This window comes from Paenibacillus sp. FSL H8-0537 (assembly GCF_038051995.1).
Classification (GTDB): Bacteria; Bacillota; Bacilli; order Paenibacillales; family Paenibacillaceae; genus Pristimantibacillus.
Window position 1 is genome coordinate 2,766,072 of record NZ_CP150290.1, and the last position, 14,130, is coordinate 2,780,201.

A 14,130-nucleotide genomic window follows, 5' to 3' on the forward strand; every position below is an offset into this window, starting at 1 on the left:
CTTGAGCATCCGCGGGTTTGAACTTATTGCCTTTTTTCATTCGCCATCACCAAACCCAAGTAATCTAGGCTGTCTTAATAGGCCGGATTCCGTAAATTCGAGCGCACTTACCCGGCAGTTGAAGGGAGAAGCAATCCAAACGACGTCAGATTTTTTCATGCCATTAGAAAGGTCGGGAAAAGGGCATTCGCCCGGATGCGCCATCATAAATTGCTTCAGCACCTGCTTAGAGGCATTGTCGAGCCCTGACACATGCCCGATGTATCTGCCTTCATATCGTAGGACCAGGCTTGATACCTGTCCGTCACGCTGTTTAATGCCGACGACGTCTGCAACTAACCGGACTTCTTTTCGTTTTTTAAACCAATATTGATGTTTCTTTCCTTCCATATATGGGCCATCTAATCTTTTTGAGATAATTCCTTCCCATTCACGATCATTAAGCCATTTCCAAAGCTGCTGTCCATCGAAGTGCAAATCAGTTACAAATAGACGTGGCATTTTCTCAGGGAAGGAAGCTTGTAACTTCTCAAAACGTTGTTTAAAAGGGAGCTTTCGTATATCCTCACCATTTGAGTTGAGCATGTCAAACATTACAAATATAAGGCCATCCTCATGGGCTCGTTTTCGGACCCCGAGTTTGGCTCTTTGAAAGTTTGGTCGTATGCCATCAAAATAAGCGATCTCGCCATCCAAAATGCAAGGCCCTACACGTAGGGGTTCTAATAAGGACACGATTTCTGGAAAAGTGTGATTACGCGGCTCTAAACGCCGCCCAAACAGTTCTACCCCTCCTTTTCCGTCTAAACGAACCAAAGTACGAACGCCATCCCATTTTATCTGATAGCACCATTCAGGGCCGCTCGGTATATCAGGAGATGTTATAGGAGCCATAGGAACGGCAGGAAGCTGCAGTTGCATCATGATGCAGTTCCTTTTGCTTTGGAGGCGCGTTTTTTCTTAGGAGCCGGCGCAGGCGGTGTCGCGTTCTTTGTTGCATCCAAGCTGGCCTGCAGCGCGGCCATCAAATCAATGACATTGGTTCGTCCTGAAGCTGCTGGAGCGGATACAACGTCAACACTTTGACCGGCTATTTTTTGCTGTATCAGCTCAGTAAGCGCGATGCGGTAGTCATCCGTATATTTAGCAGCGTCAAAGGGCTCGCTGAGCTGCTCAATCAGCATCTTAGCCATATCGAGTTCCTTTTCATTCACAGCTGTTTGTGCGGGTAGGCTTGGAACCTGGCTGATAGCACGAATTTCATCGGGAAAAAACATCGTTTCCAAACACAAGCAGTTCCCGACTACCCGAACCGCTGCAAGACTGCCTTTGGAGCGAATAGATATTTTAGCTATACCTATTTTGCCTGTTTGTCGAATCGCCTCTAGCAGCAGGCTATACGCGCCAGCGCCCGCCATGTCAGGAGAAAGGTAATAGGCTTTTTGATAATAAACGGGATCAATTTCAGCGAGGTCTACAAAATCTAAAATCTGTATAGTCTTGGCTGAATTTGGCTTGATTGCCTCCAACTCTTCCTCTTTAACAATCACATATTTATCTTTTTCATACTCGAAACCCTTCACAATTTCGTCAGGGCCAATTTCCTTATTACAATGGCGACATGTTTTCGCATAATTAATTGGCATGCCACAATCCTTGTGCAAGCTGCGAAATGATATGTCCCTGTCCTCCGTGGCCGAGTGCATTTTAACGGGGACATGCACCAACCCGAAGCTAATTGCGCCTTTCCAGACGGTATGCATATATAACACTCCTTGTTGTTTTAATTTAGAGTGTACATTTACTGGGAAGCTATTCATTTAGCATCAAATTCTGTATTGCATTCAGCATGTCCCCATGCAATGATGGATTAAAAGATAAAGGGAGAAAATAATGATAGAGTTTGTATTATTTATGCTTTTTTCAATTATCGAGGGTTTTGGCATTCTCTTTCTGATGCTAAAGATTTACAGACATGATACTTCCAGCTTTTACTCTGCTCTTATCGTCATAACGCTATCGAGCCTGCAAAGTTATTTTTTGAGGGAGGAGCTTTCGCTTGAAAGTGTAGTTCCAGTCATTAACATTTTCATATTCGTAATATTCCTGAGTGTTGTTAAAAAGATTCCGTTTTTTGCATCGTTGATTATTACCGGATTGGGCTATTTTATTTTTGCCATGATACAGGGCGCAATTGTAAACACATTTCCGTTCTTTTCAGTAGCCGAGATAAAAGCACAGCCATATATGGGATACTTGCTGCAGATGTTCACAGCCTGTATTAATTTATCTATAGCTTGGGGCTTAAACAGGCTTAGAATAGGTTTTGTGGAGGAAATTTCTGAGAAAATGCGCTTTCCGCATGAACGGCGTGTAGTCGGAGGTTTTATTATTGCGATCTTAATAGGTTTTGCATTCATTCTGCATCAGCGCAGCGAGATTCTTAATATCGTTTATTATTTTGCAACTGCGTTATTTTTCTTTGTTTATTCGTACCTGAAGGAGGTCAGGTCCAATGTTGGAAACTTTTTCGAGAAGACTGGCAATAAGCATTAAGGCCATTGTCCCAGAGCATCCAGCTTCGGAAGCGCGACTGCAGTACGCTTTGTCATTAATCTTAAACGCTCTATTTATTATTTCAGGGGCGCTGCTCATAGCGTTATTCACAGGCAAGCTGGGCGGTGTATTAGCGGCTCTTATCTCGTTTGCGGTACTTAGGCAGGCATCAGGTGGGCTACATCTTAAATCGGGAACGATGTGTGTCGTGGTATCGATTGGGGTGGCGACGGCGCTGTCGTTCACACCAGCATTTTCGAGTGGAACGCTGTTGGTAATCAATTCAATCAATCTGCTGCTTGCACTGTTATTCGCTCCATCAGACATCGAGAAACAGTCGCGAATTTCTAGACGCTTCTACCCGGTACTAAAATTGATATCAGTTGTAATTATAAGTAGCAATTTATGGATAGAATCGTCTATAATTGCATTAACATTGTTAGTGCAGTGCGTTACGTTAATTCTGGCTAAGGTGGTGAGTACTCATGCTAAAAAATCTAGTATATAAATTGGCTACATTACTGGACGGCGCGGCTGTTCTTTCAGTAAGAACAGCAAGCTTTCTTTACGTCAATCAACCAGAGACACCGAAAGAGCTTTTGAAATAGTAGTGAACACAAGTGCACACAATAGAAACCCTTGATAAATACTATTTTTTGAAGTGAATGAATATTAGGCAGTAATGAATCACCTAACTAAGCAGCCAGTTGTCGATGTCAAATCGATGACTGGTTCTTTTTTCAATGGTTTAAATGCGATATGGTTAGAAAATTGAAGGTAATTCAAGACTGTCTGCTTCAAATTTTTTCTGCGTATAATCCATCCCGCATAAAATTCTCAAAAGCTACGCATCCTATCGATTGAATGCCGAGTGGCGAGCGGTAATTGCCGCTCACAATACGAAGGAGGCGAGCTTAATATGAGCGCGAACGAATGGAGCAATGGGGAAAGAGAGCAAATTGTAGCGGTACAGAAAAATGGTGACGGGGATCTGACGAGCTTTAAAACGTCATCGGGCCGTGTACTGGATTACCAGACGGCGCTGCAAGAGGTGCAGGCAGGGCAAATCGCTGGCGTGAATGCTTTCAAAGGCAGAGATGGCGAAACGTACATCCGTGGCGACGCAGACGGCGATCCTACGAACAATTTGGATCAGCTTCCGATGTTTTAAGCAGAACGCCGATCTGAGCATAGCCAGCAGAGAAAGAGCCTGACGCGAAAAAACGTCAGGCTCTTTTTGCAATGGTTGATGGTCATTTCTGCGTATTGAACCTACACCGTATAAGTCTCACGCTGCTTTACAAACCGCATTTTCCCCGTATGACCTATGTGATTTTCCATCGTATCCCCATAATGCATGAGCCATACCTTCTCCTGCAGCGGCTCCGGCAGTGTCAGCAGCTCGTCGAGACAGGCATGTACAACACCTGGCGCAATCAGCTGGCAGTCGTGAAAAATCGTATCCACGCCATCCTCCACAAGCTGCTCCAGCAAAGACTGGCTGAACTTCATATCTGCCGAATAGAAGAAGTGCTGATTGAAAATAAACGAATAGCTGTCTTTCAAGGCAATATGTTCGGTCTTAAGCAGCTTTACCGTCAACCCTGGATGCAGCTCATGCTGGGCGCCTTCCTCCAGCCGTCTTACTTCAAAGAAATCATCAATCGATTGCAATGTTCCTTGCGTCAGCCCGCCGCGCAGCGTCTGCTCCCACAGCGGCTCCACTAGCGAGGAGGCGATGTACAGCACGGGTTTTTTCCCGTAAAGGAACATCATTTGAAAAGCATATTCCTCCAGCCCGCCCACATGGTCGCCATGAATATGGCTGATCAGCACCGCATCCAGCTCATCGAACGAAAGATTCGTCTCATGCAGCGCTTTGGGCAGCGTAATGCCGCAATCGACCAGCAATTTAAATCCTGGCACCTCAATTAGCGCATTGTTATTATCATATTTCTTGGCAAAAGCACTCCCTGTTCCGATCATTTGTATATGCAATGGAACACCCCCGTCTTCGAAATCATCTCGCTACATTTAATGTATCAAATGATTGGCAAACTGACAAATAGAGATACCCTTTGCCGGGTACCTACATATAATGCAGGAGCAAGATCCGGCAGGGAGGACAGAGCAGCAATGAGCAAAGGAAAAGGCAAAAACGTTAAGAAGAAACAACCGTCAGGTGAACGGAAGCAGTACCAATATAAATTGGTGCTATCCCCCGTCTGCGAAGTGTGTCCGACACCTTGTGCAAGGGGACTCGCGTATTTGGACCGAATGTCCGAGCCGGGCGCAGTTGGAAAAGGGGTTCCTTGCGTGCTCACCCGCACCTATCATTAACCGGAATATTTACAAGGCAACCGCATATTTCTACATTTTTTTTCGCGCGGGCAAGCTGCTTAAATCCCTGTAAATGATGGTGTGAAAAAAGGGAGAGCGCAAGCCTGTGCTGGAGCCATCATATAGCGCTGGTACAGGGCTGAAAAAGTTTCTGTAACAGCGCAACTCTATTCATTTTGAAGAGTATAACCATATATCCAGACAAAGCGGATGGAGGGTACTCACCTATGAAATTCAGAAAAATAGCGATTTTGCTGCTGGCGCTTTTTTTATGCAGCAGTACCTTAATGATTGCCAATGCGGCCTCGCAGACCGTGAAGGTTCTCCTGAATGGCAGCGAGCTTGAAGAAGGCGGCATTATGGTGGATGGCAAGACTTACCTGCCGATTCGGGAAATAGCCAATAGCCTGCAAACCATCGTCAATTGGGATGGGCAGAATAAGAAGGCAACCTTAACGAGACCGAATGTACATATTGTACTGATGCAGGATAGCAAGTTGTTTGGCAATGTGACCAAGGGCAGCTCGTATACGTTCAGCGTATTGTCGCAGGTCGACAATTTGAAGACGGATATTGCCGCGGTTAAAGTATCGATATTTGATCCGTATGGCAGCGAGAAGGTCATTCAGACGCAGACCGATAAGATTACGAAGGATAACTTTTGGTATCGGACGGAAGACTTGAAGTATAATTTCGAGTATTCGGGGAAATATGCGGTGAGATTTTTCCTGAAAATGAGCTCATCCGACGATTGGACGCTCGTCTCGGAGAAGCTGATTTCTTCGCAATAACGGCGACGGCCTGCGTTTCTTCCAAGTGGAGGAAACGCGGGCTTTTTCGAAATATAAGAAATTATTAGTTTCAAGCTTATAATTTCTTATATTTCATCGCGAAACGGTAGCTTTGCCTCCGGATGACGGCGACGGCCGTTTACGCTTGTTTGACCGCTGCTAGGTCTCATGGTACGATACTCAGGTATGGATAATTGACTGAAATGGGGTAAAACAATGACTGAGCATAATCATGGCGCAGATTGCGGTTGCGGAGAAGACCATGAACATGAAGAAAGTGTATTTATTGTAACGGACGATGAGGGCCAGGAACGCGAGATGGTCATGGTTTATACGTTTGAATCCGAGAACAACGCTTATGCGGTACTGCTGGATCGCAATGATCCTGAAGCAGACGGCGTTATTTTCCGCATCGAGGAAGAGAACGACGAGGCATACCTCGTTGGTATCGAAGACGATGAAGAATGGGATCGCGTAACGAAGATTTATGAAGAAATCGCCGTTACTGAAAACGCAGCAAAAGAAGAGTAGGTTTTCCTCTCTTTCCGCTGACCTAGCAAGTCATCATGCACCTTAGCTGTGCATGCATAAGACACCTGCGTCACCAAGGGCGAATGCTCTTGGGACAGCAGGTGTCTTTTGTTCGAATATTAGGAAATAGCTGTTTCCTCGAAAATAACTTTAACGAATTCAACGTTGCGGTCCTCTGGACCTTTAACAGGAAGGCCAACTTCAACATGCTCCACAATATAGTCAATATTTTTCTGGGAAATAACCTCGCCTGGGAGTAGAATAGGGATGCCTGGCGGGTAAACATAAATAAATTCGGCGATAATCCGACCAGCCGACTCTTTGAACGGAACGACCTCGGTCTGTCCGTAGAAAGCATCGCGCGGCGAGAGCGACAGCTGGGGAATATCCGGGATTTTGACAACGAGCTCGCGAGCCTCGGCGCCTTCATGGAAGCTGTCCGACAGCGCACGCAGCGCCTCCAGCAATTTTTCTATTGAATCGGATGTATCACCCGGCGTAACAAGGCAAAGAATGTTATACATATCGCTCATTTCAATTTCGAGGTTGAAATGGTCACGGAGCCAGTTTTCCGTCTCATAGCCGGTAATGCCGAGATGGCGGACATGAATAGCGACCTTGGTTGGGTCGAGATCAAAGGTAGCCTCTCCACCTAATATTTCCCGTCCAAAGCAGTACAAGCCGGAAATTTCATTGATGCTCTTGCGGGCATACTCGGCCAGCTCGATCGCTTGTTCAGCCAGCTTGTGGCCGTTTAGAGCCAAATTTCGGCGCGACGTATCGAGCGACGACAGCAAAATATAAGACGTCGACGTTGTCGTCAGCATGCTGATAATCGTTTGAATACGGTGGGGATTAACCCGGCCTCCGCGCACGTTCAGCACGGAGCTTTGCGTCATGGAGCCGCCCAGCTTATGAACGCTCGTCGCTGCCATATCTGCGCCAGCCTGCATGGCGGACATGGGAAGCTTTTCATTGAAATGAATGAGCACGCCATGCGCTTCATCTACCAGCACAGGAATATCGAATGTATGCACCAGATCAACGATTTCCTTCAGATCGGCACATACGCCGTAATACGTCGGGTTGATAACAAGCACGGCTTTAGAGTCGGGATGCTTGTCCAGCGCACGTTTGACAGCGCGTGTCGTAATGCCGTGATCAATGCCGAGATTTTCGTCACGCACGGGTGAGATAAAGATCGGACGGGCACCTGCAAAAATAATTGCCGCCATAATGGACTTATGCACATTGCGCGGGACGATGATTTTATCGCCGGGAAGGCAGACGCTCATGATCATCGTAATAATGGCACCGCTTGTGCCTTGTACGGAAAAATAAGTATAATCTGCGCCGAAAGCATCGGCTGCAAGCTTCTGGGCTTCCTCAATAACGCCGGTAGGCTGATGCAGGTCATCCAGCGGAGCTATATTTATTAAATCGATCGATAACGCGTTATCGCCGATAAATGCACGAAATTCGGCATCGCTGCCTAAACCTTTCTTATGTCCTGGAATATGAAATTGGGTTGGATTCTGTTCCGCATGGCGGCGTAATGCGCTGAAGAGCGGGGTTTTGTTATGATCCATCGCTTTCATCCCTGCCTCTCTAGTTAAAATACAAACAAGGTTGAGTATAGCAAAAACAAGTCGGAATGCAAGAAGCTTTTTTTTAAACGCTTGCTTGCGGCAGAAACGGAGGCTCGATATTAAATGAAAGAACGTACAGGCAAAAAGCCATCCGGCGTCGTTATTTGGCGCTCACCTTTTATTATTCAACTGCTGATCATTATGTTTATTATTGAATTTGTAAAGGGAGCGCTGCTCATTTCCATTCTGCCTGTGTACATGGGAACGGTGCTTGGTTTATCAGCCTACGCGATTGGCTGGGCACTGGCGCTGCAATATATTGGCGATAATTTGTTTCGCAGCCCGATTGGCTGGCTCATTGACCGTTTGGGCTACCGCTCCGTGATGCTTGCGGGTATTGTGCTGACCTTTACGGCCGTATTGCTGGTCGCTTTTGCCCATCATACAAGCTGGATAGTTGCCGCTTGTCTGCTGCTTGGCATTGGGACGTCCCCCCTATGGCCGTGCGTCATTACAGGGGCGACAGAGGAGGCTGGAGAGGAAGCGAATGGCCGGGCGATGAGTGTTGTCTATGTTGCTTGGCTGGTTGGTGTGGGCGCGGGGCCAATTGCGATTAATTTTCTGCTATCCAGCTCGTATACGGCAGCTTTCCGCCTCATCATTGGCGGTATGATCGTCGTTGTGCTGACGACGATGTTTCTGCCCGGACGCGGGCGCATGAAGCAGCGTTCAGGTGCAGCGGAAGAGTCTGCGTCACAGACGGCTTCGCATGCAGCAGGAAAAGGCGATGCTGTCAGAGAGCCGTTCAAAGTTCGCGCCAGCCGTTATTTTGCCAAAGTAGGCAAGTCGCTTCATGCCAGCAAGCTGCTTTACCCGGCGATGTTTGTGCAGAACTTCTCGCTTGGCCTGCTTACACCGATCTTAACGCTGTTCGCGCGTTCGGTGCTCCATCTGACGCCCGCCCAGTACAGCTGGTTTCTCATCGCTGGCGGAGCCATTACGGTGCTGGGGCTCATTCCGGTAGGGAAGCTTGTGGATCGGGTCGGGACAAAATGGTTTTTGCATGTCGGGTTTCTGCTCGCCGCCATCTCGCTGCCGCTGCTTGGCATGACCCGTTCGCTGCCGCTTGTACTTGTTATTGTGGCGATTGTAGGCATTGGCTATGCCTGCATCATTCCGGCCTGGAATGCTTTAATTGCCCAAGCGATTCCGAAGGCGGAGCGCGGTGCCGTATGGGGCTTCTTCCTGACGATCGAAGGCTCAGGCATGGTGCTGGGCACGATTTTGTCCGGCAAGCTGTGGGATACCTTCGGCCATCAGGCGCCATTTCTAGTCAGCGGAGCAATGCTGCTTGTCCTATTTGTTCTCCATTTGTTCATTACCAGAAAACAGCCAGTTATGATAACATAACGTGTGGAGGGGATGAGCTTAATGGACAGACGCTTGTTAATTGTAATGGCTACCTTAATGACAACATTTATTGGCTTCGGGATTATTATCCCGGTCATGCCCGAAATTATTAAAGCAGCAGATCCGCTTGGCGCGGAGGCGCATACGGGCTTAATGCTCGCGGTATATTCGGCTGTATCGTTTGTGCTTTCTCCGGTATGGGGAAGCTTGTCTGACCGAATCGGCAGACGGCCTATCATTCTCATTGGCGTACTTGGCTTCGCTCTAAGCTTTGTCTTATTCGGCTTGTCGTCGGGCAATTTGACGCTGATGTATTTATCCCGTGTGCTGGGAGGCTTGTTTTCCGGTGCAGTAACCTCGGTTATTGTTGCTTACGTAGCGGATATTACAACGCCTGAGGAACGCACCAAGGGCATGGGACTGGTCGGCATGTCAATCGGCCTTGGCTTTACGATTGGACCTGGCTTTGGCGGACTGTTGAGCCTTGTGTCGCTGGAAACGCCGTTTTATGCAGCTTCTGCGCTTGCGCTGATTACATTCGTGCTCGCATGGGCCAAGCTCAAGGAGTCGCTTGCACCGGAGCAGCGCCGCAGTGGGTCAAGCCGCCGCGAGTCGCGCTGGAAAGCTTTTACCGGGCCGCTAAAATATTTGTACATACTGGCTTTTTTCGTCACGTTTACGCTGGCAGGATTGGAAGCGACGTTGCAGTTTTTCGGCATGAGGCGCTTTGATGTAACGCCGCTGCAGGTGGGGATTTTATTTTTCGTCTGCGGCTTTGTCGGTGCGTTAATTCAAGGCGGTGTCGTGCGGAGAAGAATCAAAGCAGGCGAAGAGGGCAAATACATTGCCATCGGGCTTGTCATATCCAGCATTGGCTTTTTCATGCTGCTTGCTGCGCATTCGCTTTGGTGGGCCACGCTTTCCTTGGCCGTGTTCGGCATTGGCAATGCGCTCATTCGCCCTTGTGTAACGTCATTAATTACTCAGAAGACGACGGTTGGACAGGGCGTTGCCTCAGGGCTCAGCTCGTCGATGGACAGCTTGGGACGGATTGCGGGGCCGCTGGCAGGAACGTTCCTGTTCACGCTTGATTTAAGGCTTCCATATGTATCAGGGGGCATTCTATGTTTGGCAGCGCTGCTGCTGCTCGTACAATTCCGGCAAATGGATAAAAAGAAGGCAGCAGCGCAAGCCTGATTTCTACAATACCGACATCCAGATCAAACATAATCATTCTATTTGGGGCTGCCTTCGGGCAGCTCTATTTTCATTTCTAGGGGACTTTTTGGCTAAACGCAAACGAGAAGTGACCGATGTCCCGCGACGGTTCGGCTGTATGGTGCGTCTACATTCATTCTACATTCATTTGCCTTCTTCGTCGGCTGATGCACCGTAGAGAGCAGGCACCGGAATATCGAGCAGCCGGTAATATACCCCAAGCTGGGCCCGGTGGTGGACCATATGGCTGAGTCCGAAGGTGCGAAGCGCGAGCGCCCGCGGTTGGCGCAGAATGATATGGTCGCCGCTGCGCAAGGTCCACTCCTCCCCGAGTGTTTTCTCATCGCAATCGGCTAACAGCTTTTCTAGCTTGACGACGTTCGTATCGAATTCCTCCAGTACGTCTTCACATCTTTCCAAAGCTTCCCGCCGAAACGGCATTGGAGTGGAAAGGCTTGTCTCAGTCGTTTTGGGCATCAGCAAGGAATGCTTCGAGTTGTGTTTTATATGAAGAACAAAAGGGACAGCTAATTAATTTTTCACAAAAATATATGGTAATATGAGGATATGAATGCAAAGAGAGGTGAAGTAGATGAAAAAAACGATTTTTCGCGCATTGCTGACAGGAGTTGCCTTTGTCATTGTTTATTACGGTGCGCAAATACTCGGCGGCATGTATATGACGGAGCATTATGTCCCCGACATAATGGAACAATATGCTTCTGTAGACTATTTGCAGAAAAACGTAACCGCTGGCTGGGTGGACAACACTCCTATTTGGGCGTGGCTGCAAGTATTGCCCGTCATGTTAGTTGGGGTAGCTGCCTATTATTTGGTAAGGCTGTTGAAGCGCAAGATATCCAAGTGACCAGACTACTTACTTACCAATCGTTTTCCATCAAGCGGGCATATCTACGAAATCTGCTAATCGGCAAAAAGCCGCCTCACCTTGCAAGTGACAAGGGCAGCGGCTTTTTGCGTATGCGATATTTTATGTGTCTTATTCCTGCACGAGCGAGCGGCGATACAGCGGCAGCAGCGATTCATAGGTTGAGGAAGCAAGCTTCACAAGCGCTTCGCCATCGCGCAAAATCGGGTCGTCGGCCGCAATATGCTGGCCGATGAGCAGCTCTGACTTCTTCACGTCACGGAAGCGGACGAGAGCATGCTTCCATTGCTCGCCTGTCATGTCGCTGACGGGCACGGATTCCTTTTTCATATGATCCAGCGAAATGACATAGGAGGAAGGAACCTGCGCGATGACCTCATCCAGCTCGTTTAAGTAAGCGGAGGCGATGCGGGATTTATTCGGCGTCTCGTAAATGAGGGCGAACCATATAAACAGATGATCGTCAAAAAGGCCCAGTTGAAAATGCGGATGCGCCTTATAGCCGCGCTTATTATTGCAAATCGCGAGCCACGTATCCTTAGGCGGATTTACGGAGCGGCGGGCATGCTTTGCTACGTGCAAAAACATTTCGTCGCCTGCCTGCATGGAAAGCTCGATGCGCAAGCGCTCGCCAATGGCGTGGAACTTAGGCTGGATTTTTTCCTGGATTCCCGCCATCCGCTCCGCTAGTCCCTGAAGCTGAAACACATCGAAATCCTCTTGTGTAAAGCCTTTAAGCTCGGTCGTGCTATTCGCTATCGTATTTATGCTCATACGTTTATCTCTCCTTGCTTGGAATGAATGATAATTTCAAATAAAAAATCGCCATTTGCGTACGATCCCGCAGCCCCAGCTTGTGAAGCATGTCGGAAATGTAGTTTTTGATCGTGCCTTCACTCAAAAAAAGCGATGCGGCAATTTCCTTGTTCGATTGCCCTTCGGCAACGAGGCGAATAATTTGCTGCTCGGCCTGCGTCAAGCTGTAACGTGCCGCAAGCTCACTGCTGGTCTGCTCTTCCGGAGAAAGCTCGGTCAATGCAGCTTCTTCTGTGTCTGGCATCGTAATCATGCCCGCCAGCTTGCGGGCGATATCGGGATGAATGAGCAGCGAGCCTTCAAAAACGGTTTTAATGCCATTAATAATGCGGCTTGGCGGTACGTTCTTCAGCAAATAGCCGCCAGCGCCGCAGCGAATTGCCTGCACAATATAGTCGTCATCATCGAAGGTGGTCAGGATGAGTACGGCAGGGGGCTGCTCCAATGCCCGAATGAGCTTCGTGCCTTCGACGCCATCACAGCCGGGCATGCGAATATCCATCAGTACGACATCGACCTTCGTCCTTTGCACAAAATCAGCTGCAGCCTTGCCGTCGGCACATACTCCCGCCACGTGGAGCGCAGGGTCGAGCTGCAAAATAACCTGCATGCTTTCCCGAATAAACGGATCGTCATCTACAATTAATACGGTAATCATAGCAGCGGCCTCCTCCTATCCTTTCACAAATGCATGTTTCTCGTCAGCACCGCTAGCGCCGCCTAGCAGCGGGAGCTCGGTCGTCACGCTGAAGCTATCCTCCGCCTGCCAAGACAGCTTTCCGCCGATTAATGATATACGCTCCCGCATGCCGCGCATGCCAAGCCCTGCTGTAATGGCCCCTTCGGGCACAGCCCCATTGTTGGCGATCGTTAAGGCTACGGTGTGCGGTTGAAATAGCAGCGTAACCATTACCATTGTGGCGCCTCCGTGGCGAACCGCATTTGTAATGGCTTCCTGCGCGTTTTTGAACAAAATAAATTCCATGCTCGGGTAGAGAGGGAGTGGATTTCCCTGTACCTCAAATGCGACTGCAATGCCGAGCGCTTCGCCGGAATCTTTAACGAGGCGGTCCAGCGCATATTGCCTGGAGTCTCCTTCGCTGGGCACCGCGAGCCTGCGCACGGTTTGGCGCATCCGCTCCATGCTGTCCTGCAGCTGGTCGCGAATTTGTCCGACCATCGTCTGTGCGCGAGCAGGGTCCGCCTGAAATAGATGCAGCGCGGCCTCGGACATCATTTTCACCCGGATTAAGCGATGTCCGAGATCATCATGTATGTCTCGCGCAATGCGATTGCGTTCTTCAGTCTGCGCGTACTGCTCGATTTGCGAGGCATAGCTCTGCATGCGGCGCCTTGCGGCTTCCAGCTCCTCATGGCTTTGCGCAAGCGCTGCATACAGCGTCTCCACTTGGCTTCGCTTGCCCTCTACCTGCTGGGTAGCCTGAAGCACCGCCCCAATCGTCAGCCACAACAGCAGCATAGCAGCTATCATGCTCGGCGCTAGTTCGCGCATGGCGATCCAGAGGCATGCCCCTCCAGCCATGATCCATATTGCGGCCATGCCAGCTGAGGGCTTCGTGCTTAAGGCTGCTATTAAAGTAGAGAAGAGAAGCAGGAACAAGACGCCGCCATAATGATAGGAGAACCATCCGAAGCCAAGCAGCTCCATAAACAAAATCAGCACCGCGTATTTAGGAAACAGCGTATCTAGTTTAATGACGGACAATGCTATTAAGACGCCGATCGTATAAAAGGCATAGCTTGCGGCTGAAATCGAGAATACGCTGATGACTGCGGGTACAGCAATCAATAGGCCTCGAAACCAGTGAAACGGTACATTCATGTCGGATTAGCTCCCGCAGCGCAATAGGCTTTTATCGTCCTAAGGCGTTTTTTCATTTTGATTCCTATCGTGTCATTATAGCATAATCGCCAAAAAACCGACTGTATACAGCAGGCGCTAATGATATGACTTTCGTCACCTTCATTT

At 48.8% G+C, this 14,130-nt stretch carries 17 protein-coding genes and 1 pseudogene; 10 read left to right on the forward strand and 8 right to left on the reverse strand.

Annotated elements, in window-relative coordinates:
• Window positions 1-36: 36 nt before the first annotated feature.
• Window positions 37-924: a DNA ligase gene (locus MHB80_RS11610; protein ID WP_341282281.1), complete on the reverse strand. Its 888-nt coding sequence runs from the start codon at window positions 922-924 to the stop codon at window positions 37-39.
• A complete protein-coding gene (locus MHB80_RS11615) occupies window positions 921-1,763 on the reverse strand; it encodes a Ku protein (RefSeq protein ID WP_341282942.1) in 843 nt (280 codons plus the stop codon). Before MHB80_RS11615 ends, MHB80_RS11610 begins: the two co-directional genes overlap by 4 nt.
• A gap of 130 nt (window positions 1,764-1,893) precedes the next feature.
• Between MHB80_RS11615 and MHB80_RS11620 the strand changes: the two genes are divergently transcribed.
• The 4 genes from MHB80_RS11620 (at window position 1,894) to MHB80_RS11635 (ending at window position 3,727) form a co-directional block, all read left to right on the forward strand.
• A complete protein-coding gene (locus MHB80_RS11620; RefSeq protein ID WP_341282282.1) occupies window positions 1,894-2,556 on the forward strand; it encodes a hypothetical protein in 663 nt (220 codons plus the stop codon).
• The gene (locus MHB80_RS11625; RefSeq protein WP_341282283.1) at window positions 2,516-3,064 is read left to right on the forward strand and encodes an accessory gene regulator B family protein; all 549 of its coding nucleotides are present in this window, start codon (window positions 2,516-2,518) and stop codon (window positions 3,062-3,064) included. The genes MHB80_RS11620 and MHB80_RS11625 overlap by 41 nt, the downstream gene beginning before the upstream one ends.
• The gene (locus MHB80_RS11630) at window positions 3,042-3,164 is read left to right on the forward strand and encodes a cyclic lactone autoinducer peptide (protein WP_341282284.1); all 123 of its coding nucleotides are present in this window, start codon (window positions 3,042-3,044) and stop codon (window positions 3,162-3,164) included. Before MHB80_RS11625 ends, MHB80_RS11630 begins: the two co-directional genes overlap by 23 nt.
• A gap of 311 nt (window positions 3,165-3,475) precedes the next feature.
• On the forward strand, window positions 3,476-3,727 hold the full coding sequence (locus MHB80_RS11635) for a DUF3892 domain-containing protein (protein ID WP_341282285.1): 252 nt from the start codon (window positions 3,476-3,478) through the stop codon (window positions 3,725-3,727).
• 101 nt (window positions 3,728-3,828) lie between these two features.
• Here MHB80_RS11635 and MHB80_RS11640 read toward each other — a convergent pair whose 3' ends face one another.
• Window positions 3,829-4,554, reverse strand: a complete 726-nt coding sequence (locus MHB80_RS11640; protein WP_341282286.1) for an MBL fold metallo-hydrolase — start codon at window positions 4,552-4,554, stop codon at window positions 3,829-3,831.
• A gap of 138 nt (window positions 4,555-4,692) precedes the next feature.
• On the opposite strand from MHB80_RS11640, the gene MHB80_RS11645 reads away from it, so the two are divergent.
• From MHB80_RS11645 to MHB80_RS11655, 3 genes are all read left to right on the forward strand, one after another.
• Window positions 4,693-4,896, forward strand: a complete 204-nt coding sequence (locus tag MHB80_RS11645) for a hypothetical protein (protein WP_341282287.1) — start codon at window positions 4,693-4,695, stop codon at window positions 4,894-4,896.
• 227 nt (window positions 4,897-5,123) lie between these two features.
• Window positions 5,124-5,687 (forward strand): stalk domain-containing protein, encoded by a 564-nt coding sequence (locus MHB80_RS11650; RefSeq protein ID WP_341282288.1) that lies wholly within the window; start codon window positions 5,124-5,126, stop codon window positions 5,685-5,687.
• Window positions 5,688-5,903: 216 nt separating this feature from the next.
• Window positions 5,904-6,218: a DUF1292 domain-containing protein gene (locus MHB80_RS11655; protein WP_341282289.1), complete on the forward strand. Its 315-nt coding sequence runs from the start codon at window positions 5,904-5,906 to the stop codon at window positions 6,216-6,218.
• Window positions 6,219-6,337: 119 nt separating this feature from the next.
• Here MHB80_RS11655 and MHB80_RS11660 read toward each other — a convergent pair whose 3' ends face one another.
• Window positions 6,338-7,807 carry an aminotransferase class I/II-fold pyridoxal phosphate-dependent enzyme gene (locus tag MHB80_RS11660; RefSeq protein WP_341282290.1) on the reverse strand — a complete coding sequence of 490 codons (1,470 nt, stop codon included), beginning with the start codon at window positions 7,805-7,807 and terminating at the stop codon, window positions 6,338-6,340.
• Between the two features lie 123 nt (window positions 7,808-7,930).
• Between MHB80_RS11660 and MHB80_RS11665 the strand changes: the two genes are divergently transcribed.
• On the forward strand, window positions 7,931-9,217 hold the full coding sequence (locus MHB80_RS11665; RefSeq protein ID WP_341282291.1) for an MFS transporter: 1,287 nt from the start codon (window positions 7,931-7,933) through the stop codon (window positions 9,215-9,217).
• A gap of 21 nt (window positions 9,218-9,238) precedes the next feature.
• Window positions 9,239-10,414: an MFS transporter gene (locus MHB80_RS11670; protein WP_341282292.1), complete on the forward strand. Its 1,176-nt coding sequence runs from the start codon at window positions 9,239-9,241 to the stop codon at window positions 10,412-10,414.
• 165 nt (window positions 10,415-10,579) lie between these two features.
• On the opposite strand, the pseudogene MHB80_RS11675 reads toward MHB80_RS11670, so the two are convergent.
• A pseudogene (locus MHB80_RS11675) lies at window positions 10,580-10,888 on the reverse strand (DinB family protein); the annotation flags it as partial.
• Window positions 10,889-11,027: 139 nt separating this feature from the next.
• On the opposite strand from MHB80_RS11675, the gene MHB80_RS11680 reads away from it, so the two are divergent.
• A complete protein-coding gene (locus MHB80_RS11680) occupies window positions 11,028-11,303 on the forward strand; it encodes a hypothetical protein (RefSeq protein ID WP_341282293.1) in 276 nt (91 codons plus the stop codon).
• 132 nt (window positions 11,304-11,435) lie between these two features.
• Here the strand turns inward: MHB80_RS11680 and MHB80_RS11685 are convergent, their stop codons facing one another.
• Genes MHB80_RS11685 through MHB80_RS11695 form a run of 3 tightly spaced genes read right to left on the reverse strand, consistent with a single transcriptional unit; the run spans window position 11,436 to window position 13,983 of the window.
• Entirely contained in the window at window positions 11,436-12,098 is a 663-nt protein-coding gene (locus MHB80_RS11685; RefSeq protein WP_341282294.1) for a DUF1054 domain-containing protein, read from the reverse strand.
• A gap of 4 nt (window positions 12,099-12,102) precedes the next feature.
• A complete protein-coding gene (locus tag MHB80_RS11690; RefSeq protein ID WP_341282295.1) occupies window positions 12,103-12,798 on the reverse strand; it encodes a response regulator transcription factor in 696 nt (231 codons plus the stop codon).
• Between the two features lie 15 nt (window positions 12,799-12,813).
• Window positions 12,814-13,983: a sensor histidine kinase gene (locus MHB80_RS11695; RefSeq protein WP_341282296.1), complete on the reverse strand. Its 1,170-nt coding sequence runs from the start codon at window positions 13,981-13,983 to the stop codon at window positions 12,814-12,816.
• Window positions 13,984-14,130 lie beyond the last annotated feature (147 nt).

Bases quoted from the DNA above. Each gene is read 5' to 3' on its own strand.
- MHB80_RS11680 (WP_341282293.1), top strand. From the start codon at position 11,028: ATGAAAAAAACGATTTTTCGCGCATTGCTGACAGGAGTTGCCTTTGTC.
- MHB80_RS11695 (WP_341282296.1), bottom strand. From the start codon at position 13,983: ATGAATGTACCGTTTCACTGGTTTCGAGGCCTATTGATTGCTGTACCC.
- MHB80_RS11610 (WP_341282281.1), bottom strand. From the start codon at position 924: ATGATGCAACTGCAGCTTCCTGCCGTTCCTATGGCTCCTATAACATCT.
- MHB80_RS11620 (WP_341282282.1), top strand. From the start codon at position 1,894: ATGATAGAGTTTGTATTATTTATGCTTTTTTCAATTATCGAGGGTTTT.
- MHB80_RS11690 (WP_341282295.1), bottom strand. From the start codon at position 12,798: ATGATTACCGTATTAATTGTAGATGACGATCCGTTTATTCGGGAAAGC.
- MHB80_RS11665 (WP_341282291.1), top strand. From the start codon at position 7,931: ATGAAAGAACGTACAGGCAAAAAGCCATCCGGCGTCGTTATTTGGCGC.
- MHB80_RS11660 (WP_341282290.1), bottom strand. From the start codon at position 7,807: ATGGATCATAACAAAACCCCGCTCTTCAGCGCATTACGCCGCCATGCG.
- MHB80_RS11630 (WP_341282284.1), top strand. From the start codon at position 3,042: ATGCTAAAAAATCTAGTATATAAATTGGCTACATTACTGGACGGCGCG.
- MHB80_RS11670 (WP_341282292.1), top strand. From the start codon at position 9,239: ATGGACAGACGCTTGTTAATTGTAATGGCTACCTTAATGACAACATTT.
- MHB80_RS11685 (WP_341282294.1), bottom strand. From the start codon at position 12,098: ATGAGCATAAATACGATAGCGAATAGCACGACCGAGCTTAAAGGCTTT.
- MHB80_RS11625 (WP_341282283.1), top strand. From the start codon at position 2,516: ATGTTGGAAACTTTTTCGAGAAGACTGGCAATAAGCATTAAGGCCATT.
- MHB80_RS11615 (WP_341282942.1), bottom strand. From the start codon at position 1,763: ATGCATACCGTCTGGAAAGGCGCAATTAGCTTCGGGTTGGTGCATGTC.
- MHB80_RS11650 (WP_341282288.1), top strand. From the start codon at position 5,124: ATGAAATTCAGAAAAATAGCGATTTTGCTGCTGGCGCTTTTTTTATGC.
- MHB80_RS11655 (WP_341282289.1), top strand. From the start codon at position 5,904: ATGACTGAGCATAATCATGGCGCAGATTGCGGTTGCGGAGAAGACCAT.
- MHB80_RS11645 (WP_341282287.1), top strand. From the start codon at position 4,693: ATGAGCAAAGGAAAAGGCAAAAACGTTAAGAAGAAACAACCGTCAGGT.
- MHB80_RS11635 (WP_341282285.1), top strand. From the start codon at position 3,476: ATGAGCGCGAACGAATGGAGCAATGGGGAAAGAGAGCAAATTGTAGCG.